Origin of the sequence: Chromohalobacter sp. HP20-39 (genome assembly GCF_033052815.1) — a bacterium.
Taxonomy (GTDB): domain Bacteria; phylum Pseudomonadota; class Gammaproteobacteria; order Pseudomonadales; family Halomonadaceae; genus Chromohalobacter.
Map to the genome: position 1 here is coordinate 355669 of NZ_JAWHTP010000002.1, position 16749 is coordinate 372417.

At 60.7% G+C, this 16749-nt stretch carries 16 protein-coding genes; 7 read left to right on the forward strand and 9 right to left on the reverse strand.

From position 1 onward, the window contains the following. Positions 1-3 precede the first annotated feature (3 nt). The 3 genes from RVY79_RS05185 to rdgB all read right to left on the reverse strand — a co-directional run bounded on the left by RVY79_RS05185 (position 4) and on the right by rdgB (position 2518). Complete coding sequence (locus tag RVY79_RS05185; RefSeq protein WP_317462973.1) at positions 4-678, reverse strand: OmpA family protein; 675 nt, start codon at positions 676-678, stop codon at positions 4-6. Between the two features lie 68 nt (positions 679-746). Then, positions 747-1916, reverse strand: coding sequence for a radical SAM family heme chaperone HemW (gene hemW, locus RVY79_RS05190; protein ID WP_317462974.1), 1170 nt, complete (start codon positions 1914-1916; stop codon positions 747-749). Next, complete coding sequence (rdgB, locus tag RVY79_RS05195; protein WP_317463236.1) at positions 1913-2518, reverse strand: RdgB/HAM1 family non-canonical purine NTP pyrophosphatase; 606 nt, start codon at positions 2516-2518, stop codon at positions 1913-1915. The genes hemW and rdgB overlap by 4 nt, the downstream gene beginning before the upstream one ends. Before the next feature lie 428 nt (positions 2519-2946). Between rdgB and RVY79_RS05200 the strand changes: the two genes are divergently transcribed. After that, positions 2947-3630 carry a LuxR C-terminal-related transcriptional regulator gene (locus tag RVY79_RS05200; protein WP_317462975.1) on the forward strand — a complete coding sequence of 228 codons (684 nt, stop codon included), beginning with the start codon at positions 2947-2949 and terminating at the stop codon, positions 3628-3630. A 169-nt stretch (positions 3631-3799) separates the two neighbouring features. Here RVY79_RS05200 and RVY79_RS05205 read toward each other — a convergent pair whose 3' ends face one another. From RVY79_RS05205 to RVY79_RS05230, 6 genes are all read right to left on the reverse strand, one after another. Continuing rightward, positions 3800-5395, reverse strand: a complete 1596-nt coding sequence (locus tag RVY79_RS05205) for an AAA family ATPase (protein ID WP_317462976.1) — start codon at positions 5393-5395, stop codon at positions 3800-3802. A 20-nt stretch (positions 5396-5415) separates the two neighbouring features. Beyond that, on the reverse strand, positions 5416-6705 hold the full coding sequence (gene hemL, locus RVY79_RS05210; RefSeq protein WP_317462977.1) for a glutamate-1-semialdehyde 2,1-aminomutase: 1290 nt from the start codon (positions 6703-6705) through the stop codon (positions 5416-5418). 84 nt (positions 6706-6789) lie between these two features. After that, positions 6790-7446 (reverse strand): thiamine phosphate synthase, encoded by a 657-nt coding sequence (thiE, locus tag RVY79_RS05215; protein ID WP_317462978.1) that lies wholly within the window; start codon positions 7444-7446, stop codon positions 6790-6792. Continuing rightward, complete coding sequence (locus RVY79_RS05220; protein ID WP_411161699.1) at positions 7443-8267, reverse strand: bifunctional hydroxymethylpyrimidine kinase/phosphomethylpyrimidine kinase; 825 nt, start codon at positions 8265-8267, stop codon at positions 7443-7445. The genes thiE and RVY79_RS05220 overlap by 4 nt, the downstream gene beginning before the upstream one ends. Continuing rightward, positions 8267-8698 (reverse strand): CopD family protein, encoded by a 432-nt coding sequence (locus RVY79_RS05225; protein ID WP_317462981.1) that lies wholly within the window; start codon positions 8696-8698, stop codon positions 8267-8269. Before RVY79_RS05225 ends, RVY79_RS05220 begins: the two co-directional genes overlap by 1 nt. A gap of 62 nt (positions 8699-8760) precedes the next feature. Beyond that, positions 8761-10476 (reverse strand): chloride channel protein, encoded by a 1716-nt coding sequence (locus tag RVY79_RS05230; protein WP_317462982.1) that lies wholly within the window; start codon positions 10474-10476, stop codon positions 8761-8763. Positions 10477-10742: 266 nt separating this feature from the next. Here RVY79_RS05230 and erpA point away from each other — a divergent pair, with 266 nt between their 5' ends. From erpA to rsmG, 6 genes are all read left to right on the forward strand, one after another. Next, complete coding sequence (erpA, locus tag RVY79_RS05235) at positions 10743-11096, forward strand: iron-sulfur cluster insertion protein ErpA (RefSeq protein WP_317462983.1); 354 nt, start codon at positions 10743-10745, stop codon at positions 11094-11096. A gap of 140 nt (positions 11097-11236) precedes the next feature. Beyond that, positions 11237-12004, forward strand: a complete 768-nt coding sequence (locus RVY79_RS05240) for a transporter substrate-binding domain-containing protein (protein WP_317462984.1) — start codon at positions 11237-11239, stop codon at positions 12002-12004. Positions 12005-12118: 114 nt separating this feature from the next. Next, positions 12119-12790, forward strand: coding sequence for an amino acid ABC transporter permease (locus RVY79_RS05245; protein ID WP_317462985.1), 672 nt, complete (start codon positions 12119-12121; stop codon positions 12788-12790). Positions 12791-12802: 12 nt separating this feature from the next. Continuing rightward, complete coding sequence (locus RVY79_RS05250) at positions 12803-13588, forward strand: amino acid ABC transporter ATP-binding protein (protein WP_317462986.1); 786 nt, start codon at positions 12803-12805, stop codon at positions 13586-13588. A gap of 633 nt (positions 13589-14221) precedes the next feature. Further along, positions 14222-16117, forward strand: coding sequence for a tRNA uridine-5-carboxymethylaminomethyl(34) synthesis enzyme MnmG (gene mnmG, locus RVY79_RS05255; RefSeq protein WP_317462987.1), 1896 nt, complete (start codon positions 14222-14224; stop codon positions 16115-16117). Beyond that, positions 16114-16740 carry a 16S rRNA (guanine(527)-N(7))-methyltransferase RsmG gene (gene rsmG, locus RVY79_RS05260; protein WP_317462988.1) on the forward strand — a complete coding sequence of 209 codons (627 nt, stop codon included), beginning with the start codon at positions 16114-16116 and terminating at the stop codon, positions 16738-16740. The genes mnmG and rsmG overlap by 4 nt, the downstream gene beginning before the upstream one ends. The last annotated feature ends 9 nt before the right edge of the window (positions 16741-16749 follow it).

Consider the following 16749-nt stretch of genomic DNA (forward strand, 5'->3'; position numbering starts at 1 on the left):
GCTCTACTGGGTGACGGGTGTCAGGGTGATTTCGACACGCCGATTCTGGGCACGGCCACTTTCGGTCTCATTGCTGGCCACCGGCTGGTTTTCCCCGTAACCGACCGTATCGATACGGCTGGCGGCGACACCTCCCTGATTGAGGTAATCGGCAACGGATTGCGCACGACGCTCAGAGAGACGCTGATTGTAGGCAGCGCTGCCGGTGCTGTCGGTATAGCCCGCCACGGTGATGCGCGTCTTGGGATACTTGCGCATGACGGCAGTGGCATCGTTGAGAGCCTGCCGCGCGGGCGCTCTCAATTCGCTGGAATCGACCGCGAAGGTTACGCTGCTGGGCATATTGAGGACGATGTTGTCGCCCTGGCGATCGACGCCGATGCCGGTCCCCTCGAGATCCTTGCGCAGCTGTTTTTCCTGGGCGTCCATATAGGCGCCGACACCACCGCCGATGGCCGCCCCGGCAGCCGCGCCGATCAACGCACGGTCACGGGTGCTGCTGCCGCCATCCCCGGTCAGCGCCCCGGCAATCGCCCCTACGGCGGCACCAATACCCGCACCACTCAAGGTCGTGCCATGATCACTCTGCTGTCCGGGAGCCTGCGTAGTGTTGCTCGCACAGCCCGTCACGCCAATGGCCAGGGCCAACGGAACCGCCATCCATATCGAGCGTTGCATGCGTCCTTTCTCCTTACTGTGAATGCCTTTCGAAAAACGTTCTAGCGTTCCTGCTATCGAATCGTTCGTCACTGCTCATCGCACAGCGCGAGCAGGTCGTTCAAGAATAACAGCCCGTGAGGTGATGCCTGTAGGCGCTGCGCCGGATCGCGCAGCAAGCCCTTGGCTTGGGCCTCCTCCAGACGGGCGTCGAGCAGTGTATCAGGCAGGCCGCTCCGTTCGCGCCAAAAATGTCGCGGTACACCCTGGGTAAGGCGCAGGGCGTTCATCAAGAACTCCAGCGGCAGCTCCTGCGTCTCGAGAGCACGACGCCCGGCGACGAAGCCACGCGGGTCCTGCGCACGCCGCAGATAGGCTTCAGGTTGCCGCACCTTCCAGCGGCGTTCGATGGCCAGACTACCATCCGGCTGCCAAGCACTCACCTTACCGTGCGCCCCGGCCCCGATGCCGAGATAGTCGCCGAACGTCCAGTAATTGAGGTTGTGGCGTGCCTGGCGATCGGGACGCGTGTAGGCGGAAATCTCATAGCGCTGGTACCCGCCGGCCTCGAGCCGTGCGTGCCCGGCCTCCTGGATATCGCACAAAACGTCTTCATCAGGTAAGCGCGGGGGCTGCGAGTAGAACTGGGTATTGGGCTCGAGCGTGAGCTGATACCAGGAGATATGCTCGGGCGCCAATGCCAGTGCCTGCTCGATATCCGCCAGGGCGTCTTCCACGCCCTGCTCGGGAAGGCCGTGCATCAGATCGAGGTTGATGTTGTCGAACCCCGCCGCGCGTGCATTGTGTAACGCCTGGGCGGCTTCATCGCCGCCATGAATGCGCCCCAGACGCTCGAGCTGGAGCGACTGAAAACTCTGCACCCCCAACGACAGGCGGTTGATGCCGGCCTCGCGATACGCTGCGAAGCGGTCGTGTTCCACGGTGCCGGGGTTGGCTTCCAGGGTGATCTCGATATCCGAGGCGAACGGCAAGCGAGCCTGTATAGCCTGCAACAGACGCCGATACGCCGTGCCGCTCAACAGACTGGGCGTACCACCGCCGATGAAGATGCTCACCAGCTCGCGACCACTGGCCAATCCCAGTTCCGTGTCCAGATCGGCGATCAGGGCATCGACATAGGCGCGTTCGGGAAGCGTTCGGTCATGCCCCACGCCATGCGAGTTGAAATCGCAATACGGGCATTTGCGCACGCACCAGGGCACGTGCACATAGAGCGACAAGGGAGGCAGGGTCGTCATGAGTCGGCGGACAATTGAGCGAGCAACGCGGCCATGGCACGGCCTCGATGGCTGAGCCGATTCTTGTCCTCAGCGGGCAGCTCCGCCGCGCTCATGCCGCGTTCCGGCACCCAGAAGAGTGAATCGTAGCCGAAACCGCCCTCGCCCCGCGGGTGGGCCAGGATTTCTCCTTCCCAGGCGCACTGCACAATATGCGGCACCGGGTCCTCGGCATGGCGCAAATACACCAGCACGCACCAGAACCGCGCCGTGCGCTGTCCTTCCGGCACCGCGTCGAGCGCTTCCAGGAGCTTGCGATTGTTGGCAGCATCATCCTTGGGTTTGCCCGCGAAACGCGCCGAGTAAATCCCCGGAGCGCCTTGCAGTGCATCGACATCCAGTCCCGAATCGTCAGCAAGCGCTGGACAACCACTCACTCGCGACGCTTCACGCGCCTTGAGCAAGGCATTCTCGACGAACGTCAGGCCGGTTTCCTCGACGTCGGTCACAGCGAAATCGTGCTGCGGGCGCACCTCGAGGCCCAAGGGACTCAGCAGGTGCTGGAATTCACGCAACTTGCCAGCATTGCCACTGGCCAGCACCAGCGTCTTGCGATCCGTCATCATGCGTTCTCCTCATCGCTCGACCACTCATTCTACGGGCCGCTCTACGGTCGGGAAACCACTCTGACCGTTAATTAATATGTGTTTAAAAACAATATTTTAATGACGCAAATGATGATTCTCATACTTTTGAGCCATTATTTGGCTAATATAAATTAGCGGTATGACTGAAATTTCTCTTCCTCCACCCGCGTCGTACTCATCTAGACGCCTCCTAGCTCCTCCCAACCAATTGATGTGCCTCTAAAATCATTAAATGCTATAAAAAAACATGGTTATATTCTTTTAAGTTTTAAGCTGTCGGGGTTACTGTCTATTTACAAAGGACGTGTCTCGGATAAGGCTTGAAGGTAATTCGACATGAAACCGGCCATGAGAAAGTCGGGAAATGCCACTGACAACGTCACAAAACACCGGGAATGGAACGCATGAGCATGGATAACACAAGGGTTCTGATGGTCACCGACTGCAATCCGCAGTCGCAGCTATTCATCGATTATATTCGCCAGCAACTCGATTGCCAGGTCGAGGCGCTGAGCACCCAGGAAAGCTTCGAGCCGCCCACGGACTGCAAGGTCGTGGTATTGCTGGATGCCGACCACGTCGACGAAAACTGCATGCATCTATGGAACAGCCGCGCCAGCGAAAGCCCGGAAATGATCCTCGCGGCCTTCAACCTGCGTGACGATGAGCATGCGGCGGAGTTACTGATCAGTCTGCATCTACAGGGCGTCTTTTACCGCCAGGACAACCTGCTGCTGATCTGCAAGGGCATTGCCAAGCTTCTCGAAGGGGACCTGTGGATGTCGCGCAACCTGATGACACGCCTGATCGACTTCTATCGCCGCCAACAGCTCAACGCATATCGTCCGGTATGCGGGTTGACCCACCGCGAACTGGAAATCATCGGCCTGCTGGGCACCGGCGCTTCCAACACCGAAATCGCCGATCAACTCTTCGTCAGCGAACATACCGTCAAGTCGCATCTTTACAATATCTTCCGCAAGATCAAGGTCCACAACCGCATTCAGGCCATGAACTGGGCGCGCCAGAATCTCGGTGCGCCGCCCATGGTCTCGCTGCGCAGCCCCCGCAAGGCGCGCACGTCATGATTCCGGCGGTACCGACAAAAAACGCCGCTCCCGAAGGAGCGGCGCAATATCACGAGACTCACATCACCCACACGCCATGCGGCAACGTGACGACCCTAACCACCCCTTGAGCATAAAAGGGGCATATGACAGGCCCATGACGCCGCCACGACAGGACGATGACGGCACCTCAATTGAGCTGAATACGCTCCTGAATCATCGACACCAGGGTACGATTGGCATCCGGTGCCGTGGTATCGAGATGGACCAGGTGGCTCAATTCATCGTCGGCGAAGGGTTCAAAGCGTGCCAGTTGGCGCTCGAGTACCTCGAGCCCCGCCTCGGAGGGATCTCCACCGCGCTGAGCACGCCTCTCGATGCGCGCGCGCAGGGTCGCTTCATCCGCTTCGAAACTCACCAGTAGCACCGGCAGCCCACGACGTTCGGCCTCGAAGCACAGTAACGTGCGCTGGGCGCGCGTCAGGCAGGTGGCATCGACACAGGCCGGCAGCCCTGACTCCAGCAAGACCCCTGCCAGTTCGGCGAGGCGCTCATAGGTACGTGCAGTCGCCTGGGACGTATAGATATCGGCACCGTCGGCGGTGCTGGCTTGGGCCTCGAAACCATACAGCCGCTTGCGTTCGATGTCGGAACGCACCCGCACACCGCCCAGCCGCTGCACCATCTCACCGGTGAAACGGCTCTTGCCGCTGCCGGAGACTCCCACGCCCACGATCAGATACGGGAAGCGGAACTCGCTGTAACGCTCGGCCAAGGCGATGTAGTGCTGGTACTCCGCGTATACCGCCTGGCGTTCGTCAGACGTCAATTGCGGTTGCTGGTAATGCAGCATCGCCACCTTGGCCCGCACCAGCGCCCGATACAACTTGTAATAGGCGAGCAAACGCACCAGTTCGTAATCGCCGGAGAGCTCCAGGTAGCGGTTGAGCACATGGTTGGCGAAGGCCTGTTCACCGCGCGCCTCGAGATCCATCAACAAGAACGCCAGCTCGCAGCCGACATCGTTCCAGCGCAGTTCGGCATTGAACTCCAGCCCATCGAAGAGCAGCGCGCGGCCTTCGAAATGCACCGCGTTACCAAGATGGATGTCGCCATGGATCTCACGCACGTAGCCCTCGCGCCAGCGTCGCTCGAACTCATGTTCGAGCCGCGCGAAGCTGTCCAGACTCCAGGTCTCGAGCCGCGAGAGCCGCTCACGTGCCTGGGGATCGTCGAGCCGCGCTTCGATCAAGCGAAACTCACGGTCCAGCGTGCGGCGCACGGTATCCGGCGAGCCCAACGAACTATCGCCGCTGATACGCGGCGCGTCTTCATGAAACGCCACCAGCTGATCGACGAGGTCATCCAGCAACTCCACCGAAAGCTCGCCGCTGACTTGCAGGGTGCTGAACAGGTGACGGTTGCTGAACTGGCGCATCTTGACGGCATATTCGAACGGCGTGCCGCTGCCGTCCAACCGAGGCGCCTCGGGTGTACCACTGATGGGCACGGCCTCGAGATACAGCGCCGGGGCAAGCCGCCGATTGAGACGCACTTCCTGCTCGCAGAGCCGACGCCGCTTTTCGAGGGTGGAAAAGTCCAGAAAGCTGCCGAAATCCAGCGGTTTCTTGATCTTGTAGGCATAGTCGCCAGTGAGGATGACCCAGGAGATATGAGTCTCGAACACCTCGATCTCGCCGACCGAGTGTCCAAATTCCTTGCCTTGGCGCAATGCCTCGATCAATACCTGGCTCACTGAGCGTTCTCCCGTATCCTGTCGTTGCATTGCATCGTTCACCTGCCCTGTCAGGCCTGTCCCAATGTCGCCAGTACCCGTTCGGCGGCATCCAAAGTGGTCTGGATATCGGCCGTCGTGTGCGCACTCGACATGAAGCCTGCCTCGAACGGCGAAGGCGCTAGATACACACCCTCCTCGAGCATGCCCAGGAAGAAGCGCCGGAAGATATCGGCATCGCATGCAGTGGCCTGAGCGAAGTTGTCGACACGCTGCTGGGCGGTGAAGAAGACCCCGAACATGCCGCCCACACGTTGGGTGATCAAATCCACGCCGGCCGCCTCCGCGCGGGCTTCCAGGCCATCGCACAGCGTCGCTACGCGTTCGCCGAGCGCGTCATGGAAGCCCGGTTCGCGGATTTTTTCGAGCAGCGCGATCCCTGCCGCCATGGCCAACGGATTGCCGGCCAGCGTGCCCGCCTGATAGATCGGCCCTAAAGGCGAAACCTGCTCCATGAGTTCGCGTGCTCCGCCGAAGGCGCCGACCGGCATGCCTCCGCCGACGATCTTGCCCAGGCACGTCAGGTCCGGGGTCACGCCGAAGTGTGCCTGGGCACCGCCCAGCGCGACACGAAAGCCCGTCATCACCTCATCGAATATCAGCACGCTGCCATGGGCATCGCACACCTCGCGCAAGCCCTTGAGGAAATCGGGCTGCGGCGGGATGCAGTTCATGTTGCCCGCCACCGGTTCGACGATGATGCCGGCGATCTCATCCCCCAGACGCGCGAAGCAGTCGCGCACCGCCTCGAGATCGTTATAGGGCAACGTCACGGTATGCTCGGCAAGGGACGCCGGCACGCCGGGCGAGCTGGGTTCGCCATGCGTCAGGGCCCCGGAACCAGCCTTGACCAACAACGAGTCGGAATGGCCGTGATAATTGCCTTCGAACTTGACGATCTTGTCGCGCCCGGTATAACCGCGCGCCAGACGAATCGCCGACATGGTGGCCTCGGTGCCCGAGTTGACCATGCGCACCATGTCGATGGACGGCATGATCTCGCAAATCAGCTCCGCCATGCGCGTTTCGATGGCGGTCGGGGTGCCGAAGGACAACCCATCGTCGAGTCGCGCACGCACTGCGCCCAGCACATCGGGGTCGGCGTGGCCGGTGATCAACGGCCCCCAGGAACCGACATAATCGATGTAGCGCTGACCTTCGACATCGTAGAGATAGGCACCCTGGGCGCGTTCCACGAATACCGGTGCACGCTCCATCCCCTTGAAGGCGCGCACGGGTGAGTTCACACCGCCGGGGATGTGACGGCAAGCCTGCTCGAAGAGTTGTGCGGACGTGGTCATGACTTCCTCTGGCTGTGTCTGACTAGAAATGTGGATAACTCTCTGGACAGGTCGAACAACTCTCCGCTCGAGCCTGTGGATAATTCAGCTTTGTAGCGTGTCACCGAGACTCGCTTTTAATCTGCAGATAGCGATGGCGGGGTCGTCGGCGCCAAAGACCGCATGCACCGTGGCCAGCAGCTCCGCACCGGCCTCGCGGGCTAAACGCATAGTGTGGACGTCGAGCCCTCCGATCGCCACACGCGGCAGGCCGAAACGCGCTGCATCGTCGAGCAGCGTCAAGGGCGCCGGTGGTGCTTCGGGTTTGGTGCGCGAGGCGAAGAAACGCCCGAAAGCCAGATAACTGGCGCCCTCGGCCGCCGCGCGCTCGGCAAGATCCAAGCGTGCATGGCAGGTCGCGCCGATGATAGCCGCCGGTCCCAGAGCCTCGCGCGCGGCACCCAACGCGCCATCCTCCTGCCCCAGATGCACCCCGATAGTGGTGCCGAAACGCGCGCCCAGCCGCACCGCCAGGGCGATATCGTCGTTGACGATCAGCGGGACCCCGGCGTCGTGGCAATACCCGGCCAAGGTCGCGGCCTGACGCCAACGCTTGTCGGCATCCGCCGACTTGTCACGGTACTGCAGCAACGCCGGGGCAGCGCTCAAGGCGCGCTCGCAAGCCGCGAACAGGCGTTCATCATCCGGCAGCAGCGTCGCATCGGTAATGGCGTAAATGCCGCGCGTCCAGTCTGGCCTCATGTGACCTCGCTCTCGAAGGGCGGCAATCGCCACAGGCGGTCGGGTAATGCCTGGCCGCGCCCGGGACGTTGCGCATGCACCAGGCTGTCCCACGCCACTCGCTGGGCCTGGCTGCAGGCCTCGATCAAGGATTCATCGCACGCCAGGCGCGCGGCAAGCGAGGCCGCCAAGGTACATCCCGAGCCATGATAATCGCCCGCCAAGCGCGGCCAGCGCCATTGGCGACTATTGTCGGGGGTATGCAGGGTGTGGACAACCTCGTCGTACGCCGACGCTGTGCCATCCCAGGCATCGGCTCCGGTGACCAGAATAGCTTGCGCACCCAGCGACATCAGCTCCACCACCCGGTCCACCTCGCTTCCGGAAACTGCGCTCAGACATGCTAGTTCGTGGCGATTGGGGGTCAGGATATCCACCAACGGCAACAGGCATTCGCGGAACAGCGATACGTTGTCATCGGGCACCAACGCGCTGCCGCCACCGGCACGCATCACTGGGTCAACGACCAGCGGCAAATGGGGATGTGCACGCACCACGGCGATGACCGCCTCCAGGGACTCACGATCGGCGATCAGCCCCACCTTGATGGCGCTGATCTCGATATCCGTGAACAAGGCCTCGCAGGCGCTTTCAATGCTCTCGCGCGAACACGGCATGACGCGCTGCACGTCACGCGTGGTCTGCACCGTCAGCGCCGTGGCCACGGTCAATGGCCAGCCACCACAGGCGCGAATGGCTTCAGCATCGGCGATCAATCCCGCTCCGCCAGTGGGGTCGTGTCCAGCAAGCACCAGCACCGCCGGTAATCTTGGCATCGCCATCAAAACGGCTGGAACATGACGAGCAGGACGATAGCCAGCAGCAGCACAATGGGAATGCCATTGAAAGCCTTGAAGAATGCCGCGCTCTTATGACACTGCGAGGCCGCGAATCGCTTGAGATAGGCCAGACACACATGATGGTAACCGATCAATAACGCTACCAGCAGCAGCTTGAAATGAAACGAGCCATTACTCATGACACTCGGCACCAGATAGATCAGCAGCCCGCCAAAAACGATCACCGCAATCATCGCCGGCAGCATGATGCCCTTGTAGAGACGCCGTTCCATGAGCTGAAAGTAGCCTATCGCCTGGTCATCGCCATGATCACGCGCCTGGGCATGATAGACGAACAATCGGGGGAGAAAGAAAAGCGCCGCGAACCAGGTCATGACGGCAACCAGATGCAGCGATAAGATTAATTGATGCATGGCGATTCCTTAATGCTAGTGCCTGCGTTCTTGCTGAAAAATGCCTCGGAACCTTACCGGGTTCATTTATTACGGTAGTAGTTCTCGATGGCGTCGCGGGTGATGATACCCGAAATCTTGCGGATCAGCGGCGCCGTGGTGTGTTCGACGTAGAGCGCATCGACGCCATACTTGTTGAGTTGCTCGAAGGCTTCCGAGAGCGTTGCCTGCAAGGAGATGGGCGCCAGATCGACACGCTGCCCGGGAATTTCCAGCAAATCGAAGCGGGCCTCATCCTGCCAGTTTTCGTCGAGCATGAGCCGTGCCAGCCCGGCCGCCTTGAGCCCCACCGGAGGCTTGTCGTCCTCGCGCGAGACCACCAACCAGGTGGGTTTGCCGGCCAGCAGCTCCTGAGCCTGGGCCCGCGATAACACGCGCGGCGCCCGCGCCACGCTACGTTCCATGACGGCGGGCACCGCGACCCGTGACAAGGCTTGCATCAACGGGCGCTGCAAGGGATGCAGACCCTGACTATCGAGCGTGGAGATGAAAAAGCCCGAGCAGTGATAGCCCTGACGCTCCACCAGCACCGCGATGACTACTGCCAGCATGCCAGGTAGCAGAATGCTCGAATTGTGCGTCAACTCCAGAAGTGCCATCAACGCCGCCAAGGGTGCCTGCAGGACGGCGCCCATCATGGCAGCCATGCCCAATAGCGAGAACACCACCGGCGAAGAAGCCAGCCCCGGTAGCAGCGTGGCCCACAACAGTCCGCACAACGAGCCCATGGCCGCCCCCGCCACCAGGATCGGCCCGATGATACTCACCGGCACCCCGAAGGCGATGGCCAGAGCCGTCAGCGCCAGCTTGCCAAGCGCCAAGGCGATCAGCACATCCAGCGCCGGCTGACCGACGAGCATGTCTTCCAGCGAGTCGTAGCCCATGCCCTGGACCTGGGGATACCACCAAGCCAGTGCCGCCACCGCGCCGCCCACCGCCAGGAATCGACCCCATACGGGCAGACGCGTTTGCCATGTCGCGGGCCTTGCCAGGCGCACGAAGCCGCCGGCCACCAGTCCGATCAACACGGCCGTGACCACGATCCAGGGCAGGTCGAACAACGAAGCCAACTGCACGCTGGGCACCGAGAAGGCGGGCTGGGAACCGTAGACCAGTTGCGAAACCACCGCACCGGTGGTCGAGGCCAGGATGACCGGCATGAAGCCGATGATGGTGTATTCCATCATCACCACTTCCATGGCGAAGATGACGCCGGCGATCGGCGTATTGAACGACGCGGCGATACCCGCTGCGGTGCCGCACCCCACCAACACGCGCAAGCTGTTGTGCGGCAACCGCATGGTCTGGCCGATCCAGCTCGACGCCGCCGCGCCGAGGTGAATGGCAGGCCCCTCGCGCCCTGCGGAAAGCCCACCCAGCAGGGCCACCAGCCCTACCCACCATTGGGTGATCCAGTTGCGTAGCGGCATCTTGCCCTGATGATAGGTCAAGCGTTCGATGACGTGCCCGATGCCGATCTTGCCGGCACCCATCGGCATGCGCCACAGCCACAAGCCGATCAGCGCCACAGCGATCAACGGTAATACCACGCGGAGCGGTACTGCGAGTTGCTCGAAGGCTTCGGGGTCGCCACCCGGCATGAAGGCCAACGCCCCGAGTTCCAGCGCACCGCGAAACACCACCATCAAACCGCCTGTCAGAAGCCCCGAGAGGACGCCCAGCACACATAACTGCGGCAAGGCATCGACACTCGCCAAGCGACGACGAAAAACTTCCATACTGAGCCACTTGAGCGGTGGTCGAAACCGACGCAAAGGCACACCATATCTCCCCATGAACGAATGGCCTCCACCGGGGACATGACGGGCGGTATAGGGTCACGCCCCGGCGTCACCACGGCGATCTGACGCGGCACTTGCTTTATCATACACCTTAGTGAAGGGTGGTAGTCAGCGCCCCAGGCCAATACAAAGTTGACCGTTTTGCTTGGTTTTAACGATAATGGGAAGCTATATGCCACACGATGGATTAAGGAGGGCCACCCATGAGCGGGGCTGAATCGTTCGTCCCGGCGCCCATGTTCTTGACCGATGCCGCCGCCCAGCGTCTGGGCGTCCTGGTCGAGGAAGAAGGCAAACCGGGGCTCAAACTGCGTGTCTACGTCACCGGCGGAGGTTGCTCTGGCTTCCAATACGGCTTCGATTTCGCCGAGAATGTGGGCGACGAGGATACCGTCATCGAACATGGCGGCGCGTCGATGATCATTGACGCACTCTCGTATCAATACCTGGTCGGCTCCACGGTGGATTTCGAGGAAGGCCTCGCCGGGGCACGCTTCATCATCAAGAATCCCAACGCCACGTCCACCTGCGGCTGCGGTGCCTCGTTCGCCGTCTGAGCGGTCATGCAGCGCCTCGGGCGTCCGCCACGCGGATGCCCCCTCTACTCCGTTCACGTTCCCTCGCCGTCACTTGACGCCCCCCGCAGGACTCGTCAATGTAGAGTCGGTCCCATCAACAACACCAATCGGGGAACGCTATGAACCAATCACTTCTAAAATCTCTCTCGCTGGCTTCTGCACTGACATTGGGCCTTGGCGCATCTGCCGTTACCCAGGCCGAAACCTTGAGCGCCGTCACCGATCCGAGTTTCGTCCCGTTCGAGATGATGGACAAGGAAACCGGTAAGATGGTCGGTTTCGATATGGATATCTTGCGCGAAATCTCCGACCGCGCCGGCTTCGACCTCAATCTGCGGACGATGGATTTCAATGGCATCATCCCGGCCGTGCAGACCGGCAATGCCGACCTGGCTATCGCCGGCATCACCATCACCGATGAGCGCGAGAAAGTCGTCGATTTCAGCAACCCCTACTACGATAGTGGCCTGCGTATCTTGGTACCCGCCGGTAACGAAAGCATCGATGAGCTAAGCGACCTCGAAGGCAAGCGCATCGGTACCAAGATCGGTTCGACCAGCTACGACTATCTCCAGAAAAACCTCGGCGACAGTGCCGAGATCAAGCCCTATCCTGGCAGCGCTGACATGTACTTGGCGTTGATGGGAGGCAGTGTCGATGCGGTGTTCTACGACGCGCCCAACGTCGGTTACTTCGCCAAGACCAAGGGGGAAGGCAAAGCCAAGGTCGTCGGGCCGCTCTATGAAGGGCAGCAATACGGCATCGCCTTTACTGATGGAAGTCAGTGGGTCGAGCCCGCCAACAAGGCGCTCGCCTCAATGAAGAAAGATGGTACTTACGCTGAAATCTACAAGAAGTGGTTCGGTGAAATGCCCGATAGCCAGTAATCGCTCTTTGCCACATGTCGGGGCCGGGTAGCCATAGCGCGCCCGGCCCTATTGCGTTCTTCACATTGACACGTGGCTCGCCGGGCGCTGGCGAGCCACGCCGGAGATTCCGACGTGGACGTCACTTTCCAGTTCGATTGGCAGGCGGCAATCGCCTCCATACCCTACTTGCTCGAAGGCATCCCCTGGACCCTGCTGATTTCGTTCGGCGGGCTTGCCATCGGCTTTTTAATCGGCATTTTCTTTGGCTTGTTGCGCATCAGTCCTTTAAGGCTGCTGCGGTGGCCCGCCGTGACTTATATCGAGATATTCCGTGGTACGCCGGTCCTCGTCCAAGTGCTGTTCATATTCTACGGCTTGCCACAAATCATCGGCGGTCCCATCGACGCCGTCACCGCAGGTATCGCAGCCATCGCCTTGAACGCCGGGGCTTATATCTCGGAAATCGTGCGCGGTGGTGTGCAATCCATCGACCGAGGACAACGCGAAGCGGGCCTGTCCCTGGGATTATCGAGAGTCGATACCTTTCGCTACATCATTTGGCCACAAGCCTTGCGCCGCATGATTCCCGCACTTGGCAATCAAGGCATCGTCAGCATCAAGGATACCTCGTTGTTCTCGGTGATTGGCGTGGGTGAATTGGTTCGTCAAGGACAAATCTATATCGCCACCACCTTCACCGCGCTCGAGGTCTATTTCATGGTTGCCATGCTCTATCTGGTGATCACTCTGAGTCTTTCTTTAGCCCTGCGCATGGTCGAGCGCCGTGGTCTGGTCGGTCAATGAGGAGCCAATGCCATGAATGACAACACCCAACATGAGACGTCCCCGGCAACGGCTCAGTCCATCGTCTATATGGAGAAGGTCAACAAATATTTCGGTAGCCTGCACGTGATGCAGGATATCGATCTCGAGATAACCACCGGCGAGGTGGTCGTCATCGTCGGTGCCAGCGGCTCCGGCAAATCGACGCTCATCCGCTGCGTCAACGGCCTCGAGGAGTTCCAGTCGGGTCGCATCGTGGTCGATGGCAACGAGCTCACACCGTACGGCAAGGGCGGGAAATCGTTGCAGACCATCCGCACTGAAGTTGGCATGGTTTTCCAGCAATTCAATTTGTTTCCCCACTTGTCGGTGCATGCCAACGTGACCCTGGCCCCCGAGAAGGTACGCGGACTCGACAGCGCCAAGGCTCGGGAAATCGCCGATCGACTGCTCGAACGCGTGGGTATCAGCGATCAAGCCGACAAGTATCCCAGCCAACTCTCCGGCGGCCAGCAACAGCGTGTCGCCCTGGCACGCGCATTGGCCATGGAACCGCGCCTGATGCTGTTCGACGAGCCCACCTCGGCCCTTGACCCGGAAATGATCGGCGAAGTGCTCGACGCCATGCGCGAACTGGCCAACGAAGGCATGACGATGATGATCGTGACCCACGAGATGGGCTTCGCACGCGAGGTCGCCGACCGCGTCATCTTCGTGCACGGCGGCCGTATCGTCGAACAAGGTACGCCACAAGAAGTCTTCGACCACCCTCAAAATGAACGTACCCAGTCCTTCCTCTCCCGCGTTCTCAAGCACTAAGGTTCTCTCGTACCAGAGTATTCAATACTCACGTTCCCAGCGCCCAGGTAGCACTCCCACCTCACTATCACGCGGCGACCCCCCAGGGTCGCCGCGCTTCCTTTCTGTCTTCACAGGGCGATTTTTTGCCTGTGCATAACATTGATGCCACACCCCCCTCATTCTCGCCACCAGCCCCGTCATGCAGGGGCTAAGAGGCAACGCCGACAAATGTTGACCACTATGGGCGGGGCCCTGGTATGGGGCTGGGGACAAGTGGTGCACGATCTGCCATGTGGATAAGCCCCCCTTCCATCCACAGGCCATCCCCCGCTCCCACGCAGGCTATTTGCGTTTTTTCCGATCAGGGATGAACAGCGTAACAAGCCATCAATACTCGGTTTTTTCCACTTATCCCCAGATTTTGCCGAGACCAGTAATAACAACAACAACAGAACTTCTTTTAAATTCTATATTGTTATTAATAAGAGACCCCGATGGCGATCCATCCCACTGGCAATCCATGTGTGGAAAACCCTGACGGTTACTCACAAGGGGTTTATACTGTCCGGCTATTTACCAAGCTTCATCGCCTGACGATGAGACTTGCCGACATGCACGACCGCAGCCATACGCTGCGATTCGAGGTGTAACGTGGATTACCCAGACCGCTTTGATGTCATCGTCATCGGCGGGGGCCATGCGGGGACCGAAGCCGCATTGGCTGCCGCTCGCATGGGCTGTCAGACGCTATTGCTGACGCATAACATCGAGACGCTCGGCCAGATGTCCTGCAATCCCGCCATCGGCGGGATCGGCAAGAGCCATCTGGTCAAGGAAATCGATGCCTTAGGCGGCGCCATGGCGCATGCCACCGATCTCGGTGGCATTCAGTTCCGTGTACTCAATGCCCGCAAAGGTCCCGCTGTGCGTGCCACACGGGCCCAGGCCGATCGCGTCCGTTACAAGGCTGCGATTCGCAGCCAACTGGAAAACCAATCGCATCTGACGCTCTTCCAACAGGCCGCCGACGACCTGATCGTCGACGGCGACACGGTGCGCGGCGTTGTCACGCAGACGGGTATCCGGGTCTACGGCGAAAGTGTGGTGCTGTGTACCGGGACCTTCCTCGGCGGTGTTATCCACATCGGATTGGACAATCACTCCGGCGGGCGTGCCGGGGATCCGTCCTCCAACGCCCTGGCACAACGCCTGCGTGCTTTGCCGTTCAACGTCGACCGTCTCAAGACCGGTACACCGCCGCGCCTGGACGCCAAAAGCGTGGATTTCTCGGTACTCGAGACCCAACCGGGGGATACGCCGACCCCGGTGATGTCATATCTCGGTAGCCGGGAGCAGCATCCGCGTCAGATGAACTGCCATATCGCGCATACCAACGCCCGTACCCACGAGATCATTCACGCCAACCTCGATCGCTCGCCGATGTATTCCGGCGTCATCGGGGGGGTCGGACCGCGCTATTGCCCATCCATCGAAGACAAGGTGAACCGCTTCGCGGACAAGTCGAGTCACCAGATCTTCGTCGAGCCCGAAGGCCTCGATACCCACGAGCTCTATCCCAACGGGATTTCGACCTCGCTGCCCTTCGACGTGCAGTTCCAAGTGGTACGTTCGATCAAGGGTTTCGAGAACGCGCACATCACGCGTCCCGGTTATGCCATCGAGTATGATTTCTTCGATCCGCGCGATCTGCGTCACTCGCTGGAAACCAAATTTATCCACAACCTGTTTTTCGCCGGTCAGATCAATGGCACCACCGGCTACGAGGAAGCTGCCGCCCAGGGCTTGCTGGCCGGACTCAACGCCGCACGTCGCGCCCAGGGACAGGATGCCTGGTCACCGCGCCGCGACGAGGCCTATCTCGGGGTGCTGGTCGATGATCTGATCACCATGGGGACCCAGGAGCCATATCGCATGTTCACCTCGCGAGCCGAGCATCGCTTGTTGCTGCGCGAGGACAATGCCGACTTGCGCCTCACCGAGATCGGGCGGGAACTGGGACTCGTCGATGACGAGCGCTGGCAGCGTTTTTCCACCAAGCGCGAGGCCATCGCCCGAGAATCCGAACGCTTGCGGGACACCTGGGTACAACCCCAGAGCGATCTGGCCAAGCGCCTGTCAAGCAAGCTCGACAAGCCCTTGGCCCGTGAATACCGCCTGGCGGATCTACTCAAACGGCCCGAACTGACGCATGCCGACCTCGACGACGACGCCCCCGCGCTCGATCCCAGCGTCGCCGACCAGGTTCAGATCCAGGCCAAGTACCAGGGATACATTGCGCGCCAGCAAGACGAGATCGAGCGTCTGCGTCGCCATGAGACACTGCGTCTTCCCGAGGATCTGGACTACGCACGCATCGATGGCCTATCCCACGAGATCCGTCAGAAGCTCGAAGCCGCGCGGCCTGAGACGCTGGCGCAGGCAGGACGTATCTCTGGGGTCACCCCAGCGGCCGTGTCGCTGCTGCTGGTGCATCTCAAGAAGCGTCGCCTGATCGATGAGCAGTCCCTCCAGGCGGCCAACGCATGACACCAGCTTGTGAAGCGCGTCTCGATAGCGGCCTTGCCGCGCTCGGGGTCAACGTCGATGCTATTGCCCGTGAGCGCCTGTTAGCGTTGCTCGCGTTGTTGCACAAGTGGAACCGCGCCTATAACCTCACCGCGGTACGCGATCCTGAGCAGATGGTCACCCGCCATTTGCTCGATAGCGCCAGCGTCGCGGCCGCCGTGCGCGGCCCGACGTTGCTCGATGTCGGCGCGGGCGCCGGATTGCCTGGCCTGGTATTGGCGATACTCGATCCTCGCCTGGCGGTGACCCTGCTCGATGGCAATGGCAAGAAAGTACGCTTTCAACGCCAGGCCGTTCTAGAGTTGGGGCTGGATAACGTCACGCCGGTGCAAGCGCGAGTCGAAACCTTCGAGCATGGCGGTTTCGACCAGATCGTGTCGCGGGCCTTTGCTGATCTGGCGACCTTCCTCACGTTGACGGGCCCTTTGTTGGCCGAGGATGGCGAATGGTTGGCGATGAAGGGCCGTGATGTGGACACGGAGCTTGCCACCTTGCCGAGCGAGGTGACGCTCGTCGAAAACCGCCGGCTGGCGGTGCCGGGCGATGAGGCGCAACGTATGCTCGTGCGCCTGCGACGTAGTTGAATGCCACCA